We start from the raw sequence: 18,568 nt of genomic DNA on the forward strand, positions 1-18,568 counted from the left end.
TGGATAAGTGGATCGCCTACTCGCGGTCCTGCGCTTTACTCCCGATCTGCTCCATCCGCTGGTCGATCAGGTCGGCCTCGGAGGGGACCAGGTCGGCGAACAACACCATATAGGTCGAGGGCGCGCCCAGGGCCCAGATGTTGTGCAGCCGATAGGAGAAGCCCTCGAACGCCGGCAGCTCGATCTCCTGCAGCGGCTGGGTGATGATCGGCAGCAGCATGTTGACAATGAAGGGCACGAAGGCCTCGAACAACGGGTCGGAGAAGTCGACCACCGGCTCGTTGTAGACGTCGATGAAGATCATCGGGTCGGTGAAGACCAGACCAAGTTTGTTATCCGGGTAGGTGACCGTAACCTCCGTGGGCACGCGCATTGCCAAGGCGATTGCCACGGCCAGCACGTCGTCGTTGAGGTTCTCCGGCGTCTCGTTGACATCGACGTACATCTCGAAGATGTAGTCGCCCATGCGCAATACCGTGTCGATGTCGTCCTGCAGGCCGAAGGAAATGTTCGGCGGCAGCATCGGCGAGAACTTGAAGTAGACCGGCGCGTCCGCCGCGATATCGAGCAACTCCGGCAGCAGCAGCGCCAGGTTGGCCGTGGACAGCTCGAAGGGGAAGCCCCATTCCTGTGCCATCTGGTTGTCCACCATCAGGTCCATCAGGCCCGAGCGATAGACGCCGAACAGCACATGGTTAAGGAAGTCGTCCTCGAGCAGCGCGGCAAAGCCGTACTTGTTGCTGGTGCCGGGCATGGTATCGCTCAGGGTGGGGGCGACCGAAACGGTCTTGAGGCTGCCGGGCATCGGCGAGACGTCAACGCGGCCGTCGACCACCGGCGTTACCTGGCCCTGAAGCCAGACATCGAGCCCGGTGTCGTTGAGCAACACCGACTCGGGATCGGCCTGCACGTTGAACGTGAAGCCCAGCACCTCGAACTGCTGATCCAGCGCCAGGTCGTTGAGGTAGCCCTGCACCAACGGCGGCAGGATATCCCACAGCGCGTCGCTGATCACGTCCTCGATGATCCCCTGGACAGACCACCAGAAGGCGTTCTCCAAGAAGTCGGGGAAGCCGTCGATGTCGAGCGTGAAGCCGACGAAGTCGACGGTGATCGCGTCGAAGTTGATCTGAATCTGACCGCCGGACACCTCGGGGTTGGTGCTGATCTCGGCGTAAATGTCGTCGGCCTTGACCTGGCCGTGGATGTTGACCGGAATCCCCAAGGCGTGGCCCGTGACGTGGACGTCGATCCGCAGCTCGGGCAGGTGACCTTCGATAAACAGCGAGTTCTGGAAGCAGTTTAAGTTGATCCAGATCGGGTTGTAGCGAACGCTGGTGACCTCAACCTTGGCCGCCGCGTATTCGATCCCCCACACCTCGTAGGTCTCGTCGAAGATGATCCCGTTCTCGCCGCGGATCATCTCTTCCAGATCGATGTTCTCGGCGATCAGCTCCTTGGCCATCACCTCGATTTGGTCGAAGCCGGTATCGGTGACCCTGGCTCCGAGCACTCCGGTGAGGTTGGTGCCGATCGGCCAATAGTCGGGCAGGTAGAACACGCTGGCCATGGCGTAGACCGAATTGCCCTGGCTGTCCGAGGCAATCGCCTGGTAGGTGTTGGTGCCCGCCTTGAGCGAGACATCGTGGCTGAAGAAGCCCTCGCCGGTAAGCGAGACCTGGTGCAACACTCCCTGAGGATCCATGATCTCGAAGCTTTCGACCAGCCCCGAATCGTCGACCACGTAGCCCTCGAGGCTGATCTGCTGTTGGTCGGTCCAGTAGCCGCGCGGCGGGAAGGTAAATTCGACCGAGGGCGGCGTGGTGTCGAGTACTTTGATCCCCTCGGTGTCGTCCAGCCAAGTGTCGACGCCGTCCCACTCCATGCGCGCGGTGACCATGTAGAACGCCGGAAGCTCGAAGGTGATCACGTCGCCGTTGATCGTCACCTGTGTGCTCGGATCGACGCTGAGCGTGTAGTCGTATTCAACAGGATTGCCGTAGCTGTCCTCGGCGATCACGATCGCCGCCACGGAGTCGCCCGAGGCGATAATCGATACGGGCAGGATCAGGTCGAGGAAGGCCGGATCCAGCGCGTGGACCACTACCTCCTCCTCGTCGTAGACCGTGCTGCCCTCGGCCGTAGCGCGGATCGTGATTACTCCGGACTTGGTGAGCGTGATGAAATCGCCGCTGACCGACGAGCCGGTGTCGGGAATCACGGAGAGCACGTAGTCGGCGGTAATCGGGTCGCCGCTGGGATTGCGGATCACGACCGTGGCCACCAAGGTCTGGCCGGCGTCGATCTCGTAGAAGTCCAGGGTCAGATCGACCGAGCCGATGGCGTCGTTGTCGACCCTGACCGTCTCGAAGTCCGAGAGCTCCTGCTCGTTCCATTCGGTGACCGCATAGACCGTGTAATAGCCCTCGTTGAAGAAGGTCACGTCGTCGCCGGCGACTTGGGTGTTCTCGCTCGGGTCGACCTCGAGCACCACGGAAGCCTGCTCGGTAACGTCGTCGCCGTACTCATCGTAGACCGTGTAGGTCGCGGTGACCGATCCGCCGGTGATCACCTCCGAGGCGCTGATGTCCATCTCGATGTGCGGCTCGCCGATATCAACGAAGAAACCGATCAGGTCGCGGAACGTGCGGCCCGAGCCGTTGACCTCGGCCACCAGCTTGTGGAAGCCCTCGGGCAACATCTCGATCGTGCCGCTGGCCTGGCCTTTACTCTCGACTGTGAGCAGGTCGGTGACGTCCTCGTCGTCGAGAAAGACCGTCAGCTCGCCGTTGCCGAACTCGATCAGCACCTCGACGTCGTCGGTAAAAAGGGTCAGGCCGTCTTCGGGCTGTTCGATGTTGGCGTACGGCGCGTCTGTGTCGTCATCGTCGTCGTCATCATCGTCGTCGTCATCGTCGTCATCGTTGTCATCATCGTCGAGGTCGTCGTCATCGTCGTCGGAGATTGTGGCTCGACCAGGGTCATCCCCGGAATTACAGCCTCCAAGTACGAGCGACAGGCTCAACAGCAAAAGCGCTGCTACTATTCCAAATCTGGCTAGCGCTCTGATCATCACCTTTCTCCTTGTGACCCGAACCATTTGGGTCAGCGATATACTATTTTACAGCAATTTAAACTACGACAGCTGGCTTAGGCGGTCAAGTGAGCCCCGCGACGTCTCGCTGTTGGTTTAGCTCTTTTTTCAAAGCCCGTGACGTGCTAACAAAGGACAGTCATTGACGCGCGCACCAAGCGCCGTGAAGAACCGTAAGAGGTCAGTCGATGCGGCACCACCCGTTTATTATTCTCGTCCTGATCGCCCTGCTCTTCGCGGCCTGCGAGGCGGACGAGGACAACGGCGGCGCCGACATCCCGCAATCCCAAGACAATTTCGCGTCGGAACCGGCCCTGGACCTCGATCCGCCGTGTCAGGGCCGAGTGTTGGCGATGTTCGACCCGCGCCGGCTAACCAGCAACCTGCCCTACCCCTCGGACCTATTCACGGTTGAGGATCCCGCGACCTACACCGGCAGGCGCCTGGCGCTGGACCAGATCAACACCCCGCTGGTGGACGAAATCGTGCTCGACAACAACTGGCTCGCCGGATTCATCAACCAGACCGATGGATTCGGCGTCTCGAGCCACGTGTTCTTCCCGCTGATCAACGACGATGAGCAGCTCGGCGGGCTGCCCGGCGTGGAGCAATCGGATCAGGCCCAAAGCTCGATCCAGCTGATCGAGCTTAGCGCGGAGGGCTCGACGATCAGCGGTCGCGTGCAATTCGAAACCGTGCACCTGCCGTTCATCGACCAGCTCGAGCTGATCCCGACCTACCCGCTGAAGTCGGCCACGACCTACCTGGCGGTGCTGACCAACAACGTGACCGATTCCCAGGGCAACGGCCTGTGTCCGACCTGGCAGTTCGACCTCGTGCGCTCCAGCCAACCCGCGGCCGATATCCCCGAGACCGCAGACATCGAGCCGGTGCGGCAGCAGTTGGCGCCGTACTTCGAGCTGCTCGAGCAGCAGGGCCTGCCCAGAGAGAGCATCGTTGCGCTCACGCCGTTCACAACCTGCTCGGTGGAGCAGGCGCTGCAAAGCATCCGCGAGCAGTTGGTCCTGGCGGCGCAAGTCGATCCGCCGCAGATCGAAAACGTCAGCGCAGCCTCGGGCGACAGCCGCCAGCACGTGGGCGCTATCGTGCGTGGCACCATCGACGCGCCGGACTGGCAGGACGCCGACGGCCACTTTGTCTTCGACGAACAGACCCACGCACCGATCCAGCAGGGCACCATCGAAGTCCCGTTTGTGCTGAGCATTCCCAAGCCCGACCAGCCCGGCGGTCCGCCGTTTCCAGTGGTGGTGGCGCTCTCGGGCATCAACTCCTCCAAGGAATCGAACCTCTCCTTTGCCGACCAGTTCGCGGCCCAGGGCCTGGCGGTGATCAGCATCGATCATCCGTTCCACGGCGAACGCCGCGTGGAGTCCGGAAGCATGGACCCCTCGGGACGGCTGCTCTCGCTGGGCGAGCCGCTGCGGATGCGCGACAACATGCGCCAGGGCAGCGCCGAGAACCTCTACCTGGTGCGCGTGATCGAAAACCTCGACCTGCTCGACCTCGCGCCCTACGATCCGGTCAATCCCGGAGACGGACTGCCCGACCTCGATCCCGAGCGGCTGCTGCTGTTCGGCCACAGCCTGGGCGCGCTGCTCAACTCGATGCTCTACACCAGCGAGCCGAATTTCATCGCGGCCGCGGGCACGGCCGGCGGCGGCGGCTGGACCAACGAGGTCTTTAACAGCCCGTACCTGGACATCGCAATCGCGGTCTTCAGGCTGCTGGGAATGGACTTCGAATGGCCGCCGGAGAGCATCCGGCTGTTCTTCCTCTGGTACCAGGGGATCATCGATCCGGGCGATTCCAACTCCTACGTGCGGATGCTCAAGCGCGATCCGATCGCGGAGTACGGCCCGCGGCCGTACCTGATGCTCGAGGCGATCGGCGACGGAACCGTGCCCAACGAGGTGACCAACACCTGGGCGCGCTACTGCACGATGCCCTTGATCGAGCCCTACATCGAGTTGGTCGACGGGCTACAGATTGTGCCCGCGCCCACCAATGACTGGGGATTATTTCAATACCCCACCGACAACCACGATTTCTTCTTCGGTGGCGACTACCGCGACTACGCCCGCGAACAGGTGCTGCACTTTTTCACCAGCGTGCTGGAGACCGGCAGCGCCGAAATCGTCAACCCGTTGCCCGAATCCGCGCGATGATCTACTTGGAATGTAAACGCCACCGCTCCCAGGGGCTGCGGCCGCTATCGGTCTGCCTGACGCGCTGCAAGCGGCGCTGCGCCGCGTTCGAGGCGTTGCCCGACAGCCAGGTGCTCGAGTTCATCCGCAGCAATCCGCCGCGCGAACCCTATCCGGGCTATCAACTACGGCTCTTCCCCTGCCCCGCGCCCGAGACCGAACCACAGCAACCCGACCAAGCGTAGTCTGGATTTTTCATGAGGGCTCGTAGCGAGGAGTACAAGATGCCGCAAGAACAAGGAAACCGAGTCGATACTCCGCAGGCGTACCCGCTGTGGTACGTCGAGGACGGATCGGCGAGGATAACGAAGTTATTACGAGTAGATTGTGCCCACAGTAGAAACCTCATGAGTAATCCAGGCTAGCTGGGCAATGCGCAAGCTCACCACTGTCGAAATCTTGGTGACGCTGCTGATACTGGTCTTGCCGTTGCTGCTGTTTCTGCCGATCGATGATCGGCTGCTGATGAACGACGACATGTTCCAGGAGTACTTCAGCCACGGCTTCTGGAGCAGGGCCGTGCTCGAAGGAGGCGAGTTCCCGCTGTGGTGCCCCTACGCCGGGGGCGGCTATCCGCTCTACGCCCATCCCCACGACGCCTCCACCGCGCTGCCGCTGGTCCCGGCGGTACTGCTGCTGGGCGAGGTGCAGGGGATCAGGCTCAACCTGTTGCTGATCTGGCTGTTGGGGATCTGGGGCCTGCGTTGGCTGCTGCTGCACGAGATCAAGCTCGAGGGCAACGCCGCCTGGCCGATCCTGATGTTGTACAGCCTCTGCCTGCCGCTGTGGTTCCAACGGATCGGCGGCAATTACAACGAAACGCTGATCTTCGCGCTGCCCGCGATCCTCGCCCTACAGCGCATGGCCCTGCGCCGACCGGCCTGGCTGCTGGCCGCGGCCGCGCTGCTGGCGACACTGCTGTGCTTCGGCAAGTTCACCGCGATCAGCGCCGGCGCGATCTGTGCGGCCTACAGCCTGCGCCTGGCCTTGGGGCGTGATGCTCGGGAGCGCGGTCAACGGCCCATAGCCCTGGCGCAGTTGGCGCTGCTCGCCGCGCTCTCCATCGGCCTGGCCGCGCTCAAGCTGTTGCCGATGCTCGACCTGCTGGGCCGCGCCAAGCTCGGTGAGCCCTTTGACTACGGGCCGTGGTTTCAGCACACGCTGCGCGGTAGTATCTGTTGCGTATTGGCTACGCTGGGGCTGCTGATGGGGCTACGCACACGCTCCTGGTTCTGGCCCGGCCTGCTTTGCGCCAGTCTGCTGCTCAGCGCAGGCTCGAGCCTGCCGTTTAACTTGGCGCGTTTGCTGTCGCATGTGCCACTGCTGGGGACAGTTTTCAACGATCCGGGCAAGTACTGGTCGATCCCGGTCTGGGTTCTGCTCTGCCTGACCCTGGCCGTGTACTTTAAAACCGCCGGAGCCAAGCACAAATATCGGCTGTTGGCACCGTATATCCTGGTCCTGCTGATACTCCCGCTGCTGGCAATGGGTTACAAGAAGCAGAGTTACATGGAACCAAGTTCTGTGTGCGCAATCGATAAAAACGAATTCTTCCAAGTAGTTGGCCGCGAAATGCCGCGCAACGGCCTGCGCACAAGCAAATCCAACGAGTACTGCAACCTGCTGCGCAACGTGGGCACCATCGACTGGTACTCCGACCAGATCGACCTGCCCGCCGCCACCATCCCGCGTTATTTCGTTATTCCGCCGCAGGACGCTGGACTTTTGCATCATCGGAACGTTCCCCAGCCCGTTGTCCACGACCGGGAGGTAGCCAACCCCGACTATCGCGGTGAGGCCTGGATCGAGCCGGCCGACGCCGGGCGCGTGCTCGAATTTACCATCGGAGTCAACCGCATCGAGGCCCTGGTCGAAATCGAGCAGCCGGGATTGGCCGTGATCAACCAGAACCACGACCCGCACTGGCAGCTCGGCGACGGATCCGCACCCGTGCGTAACGGGCTGTTGTCATCCAAGCCGCTTGACGCGGGTCGTCATCAATTGGTCTGGCGCTATCGGCCGCGACCGTGGCGCAGCGGCCTGCTGATCTCTGCAATCACCCTCTTGGCCGGAATCGCATTGCTCGGAATCTGGGAGTGGAGGAACAGGTGCGCGGCCAGGCGCTAGTGGTCGGCGGCGGCCCCAGCGGGCTGATCGCCGCGCGGCAGCTCGCTCTGCGCGGAGTGCAGCCGCTGGTGTTGGAAGCCGGGTCCGAGCTCGGCGGCGCGCTGGCCTGCACGTTGGTCAACAACGAGCCTGTGGAACGCTTCTACCACCACCTGCTTCCCGCCGACTTGCAGGCTGTCCAGTTGCTCCGCGAGCTGGAGCTGATCGATCGCCTGCGCTGGCTGCCGGGCAACACCGCACTCTGGGACGGCCGCGAGCTCTACCCGCTGAGCGGTCCGCTGGACCTGCTGCGTTTGCCGCTGCTCGAGCCGGGCCAACGGCTGGCCGCGCTGATCGGCATGCTGCGCGCGCGCTTCGAGCCGCCCCGGCAACTGCTCGACCGGCCGCTGGAGCAATGGGTTCCCTTGCGCCTGGGGCCCGGGGCCTGGAAATGCTTGTGGCGTCCGCTGCTGGAAAAACGGCTGGGCAAGAATGCCGGACAGCTCCCCGCCTCGTGGCTGGCCTGGCGTCTGGCCCGACGCTCCTCGGGCGGGGCGCGGCTCTTTGGCCGCTACGGCGTGCTCGACCAGGGTTGTGACGCACTGGTCCAACGTCTGGCCGCCCACATCAAGCACCTCGGCGGCGAACTGCGCTGCGCTCATCCGGTGACGCACATTTGCCGGATACCCCACGGCTGGCGCGCAGAGGGGCACTGGGGACGGGCCGAGGCCGAATCGCTGGTGCTGGCGCTCCCGCCCGCGGCCCTGGCCGCGATCAAGGGCGACCTACCCCAGCGGCTGCGAAACGCCGTAGCGTCCGTACCGACCCTGGCCGCGGCCGTGGCCCTGGTCGAGGCCCAAGAGCCGTTCATCGGCCGCTACTGGACCAACTCGATCGATCCGCAGACCCTGGCCTGCGGCGTCGTGGAGCACAGCGCGCTGGTGGGCGCCGCACGCTACGGCGGGACCCACCTGGCGTACGTGCCGTACTACGCGCAGCCCGACGACCGGCATCTGGCCCTGCCCGACGAGCAGCTCGCCAAACGGCTTTGCGACGATCTGCTGCGGATCTGTCCGGCCCGGCCGCGCATCACGGGCGCGCGGCTGTTCCGTCAATCCCAGGCCCACGCCCTGCGCGATGCAGCTTTCGTCCGCGCAATCCCCGAGCTGAGCCGCAATTTCGACGGCCTGGTCTGGGCCTCGGACGCCCTGGCCTGGCCCGACGACCGCGGCCTGGACGCCTGCGTCATCGCGGCCCACACCGCAGTGACAGCGCTGGGGTAAAGATCGTAAAAACGATTTTTACGTGTAGGCGCTCCTCTCTGGAGCAGCGCTCCGTTTTGGTGAAGATTTACCTAGTCCGTCCTTTGCCGGTCGGGTACCATTGCCAAAACAGGACGTGTCTAAATCGGAGAAAATAATGACTACGAGCTACGGTTTCGTCGGGTTGGGATTGATGGGCGCGCCGATGGCGGCCAGGCTGCTCGACGCGGGTTACGGGCTGAAGGTCTTCAACCGCAACGTCGAACGTACCCAGCCGCTGGTGGCCAGGGGAGCGCAGGCCGTGAAACGGCCGGTGCAGGTCGCCCAGGGCAGCGACGCGGTGTTCATGATGGTCAGCGACGCGACCGCCTGCAACGACATGCTCTTCGGCCACGGCGGGCTGATCGAGGCGACGGATGATCTGCTGGTGGTCAACATGAGCACCATCGGGCCCGAGCAATCGCGGGAAATGGCGACCGAGCTCAATCGTCAGGGTAAACAATATCTTGAGGCGCCGGTGACCGGGTCCACGCCGCAGGCCGAGGCCGGCGAGCTGATCGTGTTCGCCGGCGGCGACGCGGCGGATCTGGAGCGCGTGCGCGAGCCGTTGACCAAGATGGCGCAGAGGATCGAACACCTCGGCCCGCTGGGGCACGGCACGGCGGTCAAGCTGATCAATAATATGGTGCTCGGCGTGCACGTGCAGGCGATGGCCGAGGCGTTGGCCGTGGCCAAGAGTTTTGGGCTGGAGCCGCAAAAGATGCTCGATTTGCTGGAACAGGGAGCCGCGTTCAGCCGCATCCAGCAGATCAAGGGACCCAGCGCGCTCGCCGGCGACTTCGCCCCGCGCTTTCCGCTCAAGCATCAGCTCAAAGATCTCAAGCTCGCCGACGAGTGGACGCGGACGATGGAGGTTCCCACGCCGCTGGTGGCGGCGGCGGCCTGGACCTTTGAACGTGCAGAGCGCGACGGACTGGGCGATGAGGACATGAGCGCGATCTGCCGCTATCTGATGCTCGACTGAGGCTCTCCACTGTTGCTCGACCACGACCGGCTGCCGGTGCTGCACAAAGCGGACGCTTTCAACATCCGCGGAGCATCCGGGGTATGAGCCGAATTTCTCCACGCGCCAAGCTGCTGCTGCGCTGGTCGTTGCGGCTGATTGGCCTGGGGCTGTTCGCCTGGATCATCAGCCGGGTCGACGTCGAGTCGATGGGCGAGCGCCTGTCGACGGCCGATCCCTGGCTGGCGCTGTGGGCGGTGTTGGTCACGGTGTTCGTGCTGGCGGTCAAGGCCTGGCGCTGGAAGCTGCTGCTTAAAAGCTTGGGGATCGAGGTCGAGTACCGCGAGGTGCTGCGGCTCTACGCCCTGGGCTGGTACGGCGGCGCGATCAGCCCCGGCCAGCTCGGCGAGTTCTTCCGCATCATCCCGCTAATCCGTCGCGGCCACCCGGCACAGGACGCGTTCCTCAGCTCGCTGCTCGACCGGCTGCTCGATCTGGCGATGTTGGTGCTGCTGGGATTGGTCGCGCTGTACGTACTGCTCGGCGTGCCGCTGTACTGGCCGTTGGGAATCGTGCTTGCCGCGCTGGCGTCAGCAATCGCGATGGTGGTCTGGATGCGCACCCGCGGCGCGCCGCTATTTCTCGAGCGCTGGGCCACGCGCGCGCTTTCGCGTCTGGGCGAGGACAATGCCGAGCGCTTCCGCGCGCACCTGGCGAACCTGATCAAACGCCCGTGGAGCGTGTTGACCGTGCCGGCGCTGCTCTCGGTGCTGGCCGCGGCGATCATCGCCCTGCGCGCGGTGCTGATGGGCTGGTCGCTGGGGATCGACGTGGCCTGGTACTACCTGTTCCTGGCCGGGGCCGGGGCGAGCCTGATGGCGATCGTGCCGATCAGCATCCAGGGAATCGGCACCCGCGACGCGGCGATGATCTTGCTGCTCGGCGCGGTGGGGGTCGAGCCCGAGGCGGCGCTGAGCTTCTCGCTGTTCTTCTTGGCGCTGATGCTGATGCACGGCCTGATCGGCTGGCTGACCTGGACCTTCACCACGGATAAAAAGGCTCCCGCGTCGCCGACCAACGGCTGACGCGTCCTGCGATTGACCGCCTGAGGCGGCGCGGATATCCTCGAATCGTCAACATTGATCTGCATCCAGAACTGTAATCAAATCGGAGAATCTGATGACAGGTGCCCAAGCGTTGGTCCGTACGCTCGAGCGGCTGGGAGTCCAGCGCGTCTTCGGCATCCCCGGCGCGCAGAACCTCGAGCTGTTCGACGAGCTGCGCGACGCCGCGTTCGATCTGGTGCTGCCGACCCACGAGCTGTGCGCCGCGTTTATGGCCGACGCCACGGGTCGGCTTACCGGCAAACCCGGAGTGTTGGTGGTGGTCCCGGGGCCGGGAGTGACCAACGCGTTGACCGGGCTGGCCGAGGCGCTGCTCGATTCCGCGCCGCTACTGGCGATCTTCTGCGCGGTGCGCTCCGATCTGCCCAAAGCTTTTCAACTGCACCAGATCCCGCAACTAGAGGTGGCGCGTCCGCTATGCAAAGAGGTGCTGCGGGCCGAGCGCGTGGACGAGGTCGCGGCCACAATCGCTCGCGGCTATCAACTGGCCTGCGCGGGCGAGCCCGGTCCGGTGGCGGTCGAGCTACCGTTCAACGTGTTTATGGAGACCGGCTCCCTGGGTCGGATGCCCGCCGCGCCGGTCGCGCCGCAGCTGGACTGGTCCAAGCTCGAGCAGATCGCGGCCCGGCTGCGCGCAGTCAAGCGCGTCGGGATCTACGCCGGGGCCGGGGCGTTCGACGCGTCCGAGGATCTGATCAAGCTCGCCGAGACACTGGCCGCGCCCGTGGCCACAACGATCTCGGGCAAGGGAGTGATCCCCGAGGATCATCCGCTGAGCGTGGGCTTCGGCTACGGAGCGTTCGGCAGCCCGCTGGCCCAGCAGACCTTTGCCGAGGTCGACCTGGTGTTGGCCGTGGCCGTCAAGTTCGGCGAGGTCGCCACGGGCAGCTACGGCATGCCCGACGACAAGCCGTTGATCCACATCGACATCAATCCCAAAGTGCTCGGCGCCAACCTCAAGCCCGAGCTGTCACTTGTCGCGGACGCCGCCGCGGCGCTGGCCGGGCTGCTCAGGATCCTCGGCCGCAAAAAGCGCGAACGGGCGCGGCGGCTCAAGGGGCAAGTCCAGGGCGAGCGCCAAGCATGGGACAAGGCGCTGCTGACCCTGCCCGAATCGCCCACCGACGTCACGCCCGAGCGGCTGGTGGCCACGCTGCGACTGCTGCTCGAGCGCGACGCGATCATCACCACCGACTCGGGCAACCACATGTTCCAGATGGTGGCCGGGTTTGACGTCTACGCCCCGCGCTCGTTCATCGCGCCGGTGGACTACCAGTCAATGGGCTACGGCGTGCCCGCAGCGGTCGCGGCCAAGCTGGCCTTTCGCGATCGGCAGGTCGCGGCCTGCGTGGGCGACGGCTGCTTTTTAATGACCGGCCTGGAGGTGCTGACCGCGGTGCGCGAGTCCGCACCGATCACGATCGTGCTGTTCAACGACGGCAAGCTGGGGCTGATCGCCCAGTCGATGCGCGGACTGTACCGCCGTGAAACCGCGGTTGTGCTGCCGCAGTTGGACTACCGCGCGCTGGCCCAGGGATTGGGGCTGGACTACGTGTTGATCCAAAGCGACATCGAGATCGAGTCGGGCCTGTCGCGCGCCCTGCGCTCCAAGCGCTCTTCCCTGGTCGACGCCCGGGTGAACTACGAGCGAGCCACCCGCTACTTCAAGGGCGTGGCTCGAGCCAACGTCGCGCGCACCGATATGCCCACCTTGCTTCGCATGGGCGCGCGCATGGTGCGACGGATGGTGCTCGGTTCCTGAGCCGATGGCCGGGCCGTCGCAACGCCGCATCCGGCTACTGCTGATCCTGGCCCTGCTGGCGGCCGCGGGCCTGCGACTGATCGACCTGGGAGCGCCGAGTCTGTGGGACGACGAGATGGTCACCGTGCGCTACGCCCAGCACGCGCCGGGGGCGATCGTCGGCATCTCGGCGTTCATCGACGTCAACCCGCCGCTGTACTACGTGCTGTTGCACTATTGGCAGGCGATAGCCGGAGACGGCGAGTACGCCTGGCGCGCGCTCTCGGCCCTGCTGGGGCTGCTGCTGGTGCCGCTGTTGTTCGTGTTCGGACGGCCGCTGGTGGGAACGCGCGCCGCCTTGATCGCGACCTGGATCGTCGCCTTGAGCCCGCAGCACGTCTACTCGAGCCAGGAGGTGCGCTCGCAGACCGCCCTGGCGCTGCTGGCGCTGCTCGCCGGGTGGACGCTGATGCGCATGGAGCGCGACGGCCGCGCGCGCTTGGCAATCCTGGCCGCGGTGCTCAGCGCAACGGCGCTGTGGACCCATTACTACATGTTGTTCATGATCGCCTGCTGGATCGGCTACGCGGGCCTGCGGCTGCTAGGCCGGGCTTGGGACCGCCGCCGGATCGTCGCCGGTCTGGTCTACATCGTCCTGACCGGTCTGCTGAGCCTGCCGGTGCTGCTGATCCTGTTGATCCAGCTTCAGGGCGGCCAGGGCTGGCGGCCGCAGCAGTCGCTGCTCTACGTGATCGCCGGCTGGTGCCTAAGCCTGACCAGCGGTCTGCTGCCCTGGGGCGCGTCCATGCTCTGGGGCGACCTGGGGGCCCGCGATGCGGCCCACGGCCCGCTGATGCTCGGCGCGGCGTTCGCAATCGGAGCGCCGTTGATGGCGCTGCTGCTCTACGGAGTACGCAAGCTGCGGCGACCCGAGGCACCGCCCGAGGCCGCGTTCCTCGCCTGGTGGGCTCTGGGCCCGGCGTTGCTGGTGCTGTGCGCCTGCCTGTTCACGCCGCTGTTCGATCCGCGTCACGCGTTGATCGCGCTGCCGCCCTCGGCGCTGCTGATCGGGCTGGGCGCGGTGCACGTGCTGACCAAGCCGCGCCGCGGACTGCGCCTGGTCGGCGCGGCGCTGCTGGTCTGGCTGGGCCTGCTGGCCTGCGCATCCAACGTACAGCTGCGCCTGGCCGACGCCTGTTCGCGTCAGGATTGGCGCACGCTGGTCCAGGGAGTCGTGGAGCGCGCGCAGCCGGGCGATCTGATGCTGGCGCAGATGGAATCCGCGACGCTGTGCCTGGACTACTACAACGCGGACCGCGTGCCGTTGCGCTGGATCTTCGAATGGTTCCCGCGACCCGACGCGATCGAGAACAATCCGTTGGCAATGAACGCTCAACAGCGCGAGCAGTTGATCGTCAACGCGGCGGCCGACGCGCTGGAACACGAACGGATCTGGCTGCTGGACTACCACAACCGCGCCTTTGATCCCTCAAATCTGCTCGAGCGCCTGCTGCTTGCCGACTACGTCACGCTGGCGAGCGAACATCGCATGGCCGGAGCGTACCGCTACGGCATGCTGTTGCTTTCGCGGCGGCCCGCGGACGTGACGGACGCGCTGCACGACCGCGTGGTGTTCGAGGGCTTCGACGGCCCTGCCCTGCAGCTCGACGAGGGCTGGTTCGCGCCCGAGCGCTGGACCTGGGCCGCCAGCCGCGCCTGCGTGCTGTTGCCCGCGGATCGCGCGCCGGGCACGCTTACGGCCGAGGTCTACGTGCCCTACGAGCTGCTCGGCGAGCGCCCGCTCGAGATCGGGCTGCGCACGCTCGAAGCCCAAACCAGTGTGATCGCCCGCGGCCCGGACGTGCTGACCATCGAGCTGCCCATCGCCGGGCGTCCGGCAACGTCGATGTTCTGGGCCTGCCTGGAAAGCGAACGCTCGTTCGTGGCCGCGCAAGACGCCTCGGGCGCTGCGCGCTCGCTGTCGGTGGGCAGCATCGGCTGGCAATGAACGCCATTGTTAATCCGCGATTCGACGCTTGCTTGACAAACGAACATCGGTCTGGATTGTGTGAATCGAGGTTCCCAAGATGAGATGCCGTTCCCCAAAGATCAGATTCAATCTCAGCCGCAGCCCATTGGTAATGTTGGGGCTGGTCGCGACTCTGTGGCTGTGCGGCTGCGGTCTGAGCGAGGTGGAGAAGTACTACCCACTGGGCGCGGGATACAACTGGACCTACGAGACCACCTACGACGATCCGGAATTTCCGCCCAAGCGCAGCACCGACATGATCGTCGAGCGTAAGTGGAACGACTACCACTTCGACAACGGCCTGGTGCTCTCCAAGACCCACCTGGGGCTGCTCACGCGCGAGGCCTATTACCTACTGCAGGGGCCGCTGCGCGTGGGGCACAAGTGGGGCGCGGGCCACATCGAGGTCGAGATCACGGCCGTGAACAAGCGCGTCACGGTCCCGGCCGGCGTGTTCGACGATTGCCTGACCACCGAGTTCCGCGCCGTGCGCCAGGGCGTGACCTTCATCACGCTTACCGACTATTGCCGCGACGTGGGTCCGGCAGCCTACGAGCTGTACCGCCAGGAGCCCGGCAACGAGCGCCGCATGCTCCAGCGTAGCGTGCTGCTGGCCTTTGGTTACGGCGAAGACCTCAAGCAGTGAGCAACGGTTCACCAACGAACGCCACGTCGCGCCGCGTACAACGCGCGGCGAACGCTGGAATGGCTGCGCTGCTGCTGATCTGGTCGGCCTCCTGCCTGTTCTACCTGCGACGCTTCGCCTTTGTGATGACCGACATGACCATGGAGCACACCACCCAGGTGGCGGGGCTTTGGCACCTGGCGCATAGCTTCACGGGCAACGATCGTCTGTCCGCGCTGTTGCAGGTCGGCAGCTACTACCCACGACTGCCCGGGCTGTTGGGGCTGGCCGCGTTAAGCTTGTTCGAGCCCGAATCGATCTGGTCGCTACGGGCGTTGAGCCTGGCCTGGACCGCTCTGGGAGCGGTCGCGCTGTATTTGCTGACGCGGGATCGCGCCGGGGGCATGGCCGGGATTGCGGCCGCAACGCTCTGGCTCTCGATGCCGCTGGTGCTGTGCGAGGCGCGGGCCTACACCTGGCAGACGCAGATGACGGCCTGCGGCGCCTGGTCGTTGCTGCTGTTCTCGCGTTCGCGCGGTTTCACGCGGCCGGGCCTGGCCGCCCTCGGCGGAGTGTGCGGCGCGCTGTGTCTGCTCTCGGTGCGCGGACTGCCCTACCTGCTGCTGGCTCCTCCCGCCGTGGCGCTGGCGTTGCAGGCCCTGGTGCAAGCCCGGCGCGAGGGGCGCGTGGGGCGCGCGTCGGCCGGGATGCTGATCGGCGGCGCCTTGTGCCTGCTGCCCGCGCTGCCGTTCACCCTGAAGTACTTGTTGACCTGGGGCCACCGCCTGGGCTGGCAGACCTTTGGCCAATACCCGCAAGGCGAGACCCAAGGCGCCAGCGCGCCGCTGTTCTACATCAGCGGGTTCTTCACCCACGGTGCAGGTCCGCTGTTGGGCACTGCAATCGTTTTGGGCCTGATCGCGGCCCTGGCGTTCCGCCGACTGCGCGACCCTTGGATCTGGGTCTGGGCGCTGCTGCCGATCCTGGCGCTCTCGACCTTCGGCACCAAGATGGTGATCTACATGGTGGTGGCGCTCCCCGCCTTCGCCGTGCTGGCCGCGTTGGGCGCGGCCGCGCTACCTAGGCCGCGACTGCGCAACGTGGCACTGCTGACCCTCACCGGCTGCGCACTGCTGAGCCTGGGCTGGTACAACTTCGCCGCGCCCGCACTATCGCCCGTGGATCCCTCGCAGCCCGCCCCTGAATTGCAGCGCCGAGCCAACCTCTATGAGATCGCCAACTACGCCCTGGCCGGCGATCCCACGCCCGCGCGGCAGATGCTCTCGCTGCTCGAGCAATCCCAACCCACTGCCGTGGCCCTGTTGGCGGGCTCGGGCGACGACGTGGGCTTCGGCGGATTGGCGGTGGAGCTGCAGTACGCCCACCCCGCGCTGCCGCTGATGATTCTCTACCCGTTCGTCGACCTCTATCCCCGAGAACTGGGCCGGATGTGGGTCGTCCGGAGTTCGGAGGCGAATCAGCCCGCGGGCCGCCAGATTGCGCAGCTCGGACGCTGCCTGGACCGGCTGAAGATCAGGGTCTACAAGGTCGAGCAGGTCCAGCAGGTTCTACGTTTTCTGTTTTCGTTGCCCGTGGAGCCGCTGGGCAGCGTGCGCCTTGGTCCGGCGCGCTTTGAGCTGCCGGTGGTCGCCCTGGCGCCGCATGCCCAGCCGTCGGACTCCACGCGGCTGATCTGGCCGTGCAAGCGCGCCTCGATCTGCCTGGCCGGAGGTCGGATTGTCGAACGTTAGCCGTTCGCGATTGTACGCGGCGCTGGTGCTCGCCGCGCTGATCGTCGCGGCCGTACTCTCGCTGCAGATCGGCGCACACAACCAGCTGCGCGCCGCGGGCAACAACGAGCTGGAGAACATCGAGCTGAGTCTGGAGCTGACGCGCGCCGCGAGCCAGGGGCGCTGGAGCGACGTGCTCGGGCGTTACACGGGCACGGGCCAGGCGCGCTTCCTGCCGCTGACCGCCGACGCGTTCTTCGGCATCGGCTGGCTGATCAGCGGCGAGAGCTTCCTCTCGATCCGCAGGCTCAACGCCTTGGCTCTGGCGCTGATGCTGCTCTCGTGCTACTTGCTGGCCGCCACGCGGCTCTCGCGGCCCTACGCCCTGCTGGCCTGCCTGCTGCTGGCCTGCATCCCGCTGGTCAACGTCACGGCGCGCTTCGTCAATCCCAAACCGCTGGCCGCGGCCGCCGTGACCTTGGCCCTCTGGGCGCTGATGCGCTCGGACGATCTGCGCAACGCACGCTGGTCGGCCCTGGCCGGAGCGCTGTGCGGGCTGGCCCTGCTTAGCGAGCGCGGGCTGCCGCCGATCCTGTTGGGTTTCCCCCTGGCGCTGTTCGCAATCCGCGGGCTCGTTTGGCGCGGGACGCGCGCCAGAGCCCTGGCCGGAATCGCGCTGTTCGGCGGCTGCGCGCTGTTGATCGCCGGGCCGAACCTGAGCAATTACCTGGCGGGCATCGAACGCGTACTGAACCAGGCCTACTTCGGCACTCCGGGCGGGGACACGGCCCACGCCGCGGACCCTGCCTACTACCTGCACGCCTTTTGGAACGAGCTGCTGACTCCACCGCAGGCGCTGATCTATGTGCTGCTCGTTCCGCTGAGTCTGCTGGGTAAACGCCGACCCTGGGAACTGTGGTTGTGGCTGATCCCGCCATTCTTCGTGCTCTCGACGTTCAACACCAAGCTGCCGTATTACATGTTCGGGCTGCTGCCGCCGCTGGCGATCCTGGCGGCCCACGGCCTGAGCAACATCCCGTGGACGCGGCCGCGACGCGCACTTTCGATTCTGGCCGCGCTGATCGCGGTCTCGAGCCTGGCACTGTCGCTGTACACCATGCCCCGGCCACCGTGGTTCTGGCCCGCGCCGGGCGTGTCGCCGCAGCTGGCGCAGCTGTGCGGGGGGTGCTGGGCGCAGGTCGATTACCCCTCGCGCTTCAACGGAACCGGCGAACGGATCGTGGACGAGGCCCGGCGGGTCAAAGCCGCGGCCGTGCTGTTCGACGTCAGTAATCAGGATGAACGCACCAGGGCCTGGGCCGCGGTGGTCGGACGCAGGCTGCCTCGCAAGCCGGTGCTGATGGTGCTCCGCAACGACCCGACCCCCGATATCGGCGAGGTCGGACGGGTGTTATTGCTCGTGGGGAATGCGCACGAGCCGTTGATCCAGATGCTCGGCAGACCACCGCTGGTCAACTCCGCCGCGGTTTTCGATGATGAAATCGGTCAGGCTTTACGCGCTGAGATGAAGAAATGGAATGTCATTCAAGAGCTTTTACTGCGTTACGACGCCGGCCGGACCATCAAGGTTCAGGTGCTTGAATCATCGGGGTTTTAGCAAACTTTTAA

At 65.4% G+C, this 18,568-nt stretch carries 12 protein-coding genes; 11 read left to right on the forward strand and 1 reads right to left on the reverse strand.

Translation table 11 applies throughout. From position 1 onward, the window contains the following. Positions 1–16 precede the first annotated feature (16 nt). Positions 17–3,025 (reverse strand): hypothetical protein, encoded by a 3,009-nt coding sequence (locus P9M14_02510; protein ID MDP8254599.1) that lies wholly within the window; start codon positions 3,023–3,025, stop codon positions 17–19. 257 nt (positions 3,026–3,282) lie between these two features. On the opposite strand from P9M14_02510, the gene P9M14_02515 reads away from it, so the two are divergent. The 11 genes from P9M14_02515 (at position 3,283) to P9M14_02565 (ending at position 18,557) form a co-directional block, all read left to right on the forward strand. Next, positions 3,283–5,280 carry a hypothetical protein gene (locus P9M14_02515; protein MDP8254600.1) on the forward strand — a complete coding sequence of 666 codons (1,998 nt, stop codon included), beginning with the start codon at positions 3,283–3,285 and terminating at the stop codon, positions 5,278–5,280. Next, a complete protein-coding gene (locus tag P9M14_02520) occupies positions 5,277–5,504 on the forward strand; it encodes a hypothetical protein (GenBank protein ID MDP8254601.1) in 228 nt (75 codons plus the stop codon). Before P9M14_02515 ends, P9M14_02520 begins: the two co-directional genes overlap by 4 nt. Positions 5,505–5,691: 187 nt before the next feature. Beyond that, on the forward strand, positions 5,692–7,446 hold the full coding sequence (locus P9M14_02525; protein MDP8254602.1) for a hypothetical protein: 1,755 nt from the start codon (positions 5,692–5,694) through the stop codon (positions 7,444–7,446). Beyond that, positions 7,428–8,708, forward strand: a complete 1,281-nt coding sequence (locus tag P9M14_02530) for an FAD-dependent oxidoreductase (protein ID MDP8254603.1) — start codon at positions 7,428–7,430, stop codon at positions 8,706–8,708. The genes P9M14_02525 and P9M14_02530 overlap by 19 nt, the downstream gene beginning before the upstream one ends. 136 nt (positions 8,709–8,844) lie before the next feature. Continuing rightward, the gene (locus P9M14_02535; protein MDP8254604.1) at positions 8,845–9,711 is read left to right on the forward strand and encodes an NAD(P)-dependent oxidoreductase; all 867 of its coding nucleotides are present in this window, start codon (positions 8,845–8,847) and stop codon (positions 9,709–9,711) included. Positions 9,712–9,794: 83 nt separating this feature from the next. Then, complete coding sequence (locus P9M14_02540) at positions 9,795–10,775, forward strand: lysylphosphatidylglycerol synthase transmembrane domain-containing protein (protein MDP8254605.1); 981 nt, start codon at positions 9,795–9,797, stop codon at positions 10,773–10,775. A 94-nt stretch (positions 10,776–10,869) separates the two neighbouring features. Then, positions 10,870–12,576 (forward strand): thiamine pyrophosphate-binding protein, encoded by a 1,707-nt coding sequence (locus tag P9M14_02545; protein MDP8254606.1) that lies wholly within the window; start codon positions 10,870–10,872, stop codon positions 12,574–12,576. Positions 12,577–12,580: 4 nt separating this feature from the next. Continuing rightward, complete coding sequence (locus P9M14_02550) at positions 12,581–14,563, forward strand: glycosyltransferase family 39 protein (GenBank protein MDP8254607.1); 1,983 nt, start codon at positions 12,581–12,583, stop codon at positions 14,561–14,563. A gap of 79 nt (positions 14,564–14,642) precedes the next feature. After that, entirely contained in the window at positions 14,643–15,230 is a 588-nt protein-coding gene (locus P9M14_02555; protein ID MDP8254608.1) for a hypothetical protein, read from the forward strand. A 59-nt stretch (positions 15,231–15,289) separates the two neighbouring features. Further along, entirely contained in the window at positions 15,290–16,960 is a 1,671-nt protein-coding gene (locus P9M14_02560; GenBank protein ID MDP8254609.1) for a glycosyltransferase family 39 protein, read from the forward strand. After that, complete coding sequence (locus P9M14_02565; protein ID MDP8254610.1) at positions 16,947–18,557, forward strand: glycosyltransferase family 39 protein; 1,611 nt, start codon at positions 16,947–16,949, stop codon at positions 18,555–18,557. Before P9M14_02560 ends, P9M14_02565 begins: the two co-directional genes overlap by 14 nt. The last annotated feature ends 11 nt before the right edge of the window (positions 18,558–18,568 follow it).

Origin of the sequence: Candidatus Alcyoniella australis (genome assembly GCA_030765605.1) — a bacterium.
Classification (GTDB): Bacteria; Lernaellota; Lernaellaia; order JAVCCG01; family Alcyoniellaceae; genus Alcyoniella; species Alcyoniella australis.

Coding starts and splice junctions, on each gene's coding strand:
- P9M14_02540 (MDP8254605.1), top strand. CDS start 9,795: ATGAGCCGAATTTCTCCACGCGCCAAGCTGCTGCTGCGCTGGTCGTTG.
- P9M14_02560 (MDP8254609.1), top strand. CDS start 15,290: ATGGCTGCGCTGCTGCTGATCTGGTCGGCCTCCTGCCTGTTCTACCTG.
- P9M14_02555 (MDP8254608.1), top strand. CDS start 14,643: ATGAGATGCCGTTCCCCAAAGATCAGATTCAATCTCAGCCGCAGCCCA.
- P9M14_02520 (MDP8254601.1), top strand. CDS start 5,277: ATGATCTACTTGGAATGTAAACGCCACCGCTCCCAGGGGCTGCGGCCG.
- P9M14_02550 (MDP8254607.1), top strand. CDS start 12,581: ATGGCCGGGCCGTCGCAACGCCGCATCCGGCTACTGCTGATCCTGGCC.
- P9M14_02545 (MDP8254606.1), top strand. CDS start 10,870: ATGACAGGTGCCCAAGCGTTGGTCCGTACGCTCGAGCGGCTGGGAGTC.
- P9M14_02535 (MDP8254604.1), top strand. CDS start 8,845: ATGACTACGAGCTACGGTTTCGTCGGGTTGGGATTGATGGGCGCGCCG.
- P9M14_02525 (MDP8254602.1), top strand. CDS start 5,692: ATGCGCAAGCTCACCACTGTCGAAATCTTGGTGACGCTGCTGATACTG.
- P9M14_02515 (MDP8254600.1), top strand. CDS start 3,283: ATGCGGCACCACCCGTTTATTATTCTCGTCCTGATCGCCCTGCTCTTC.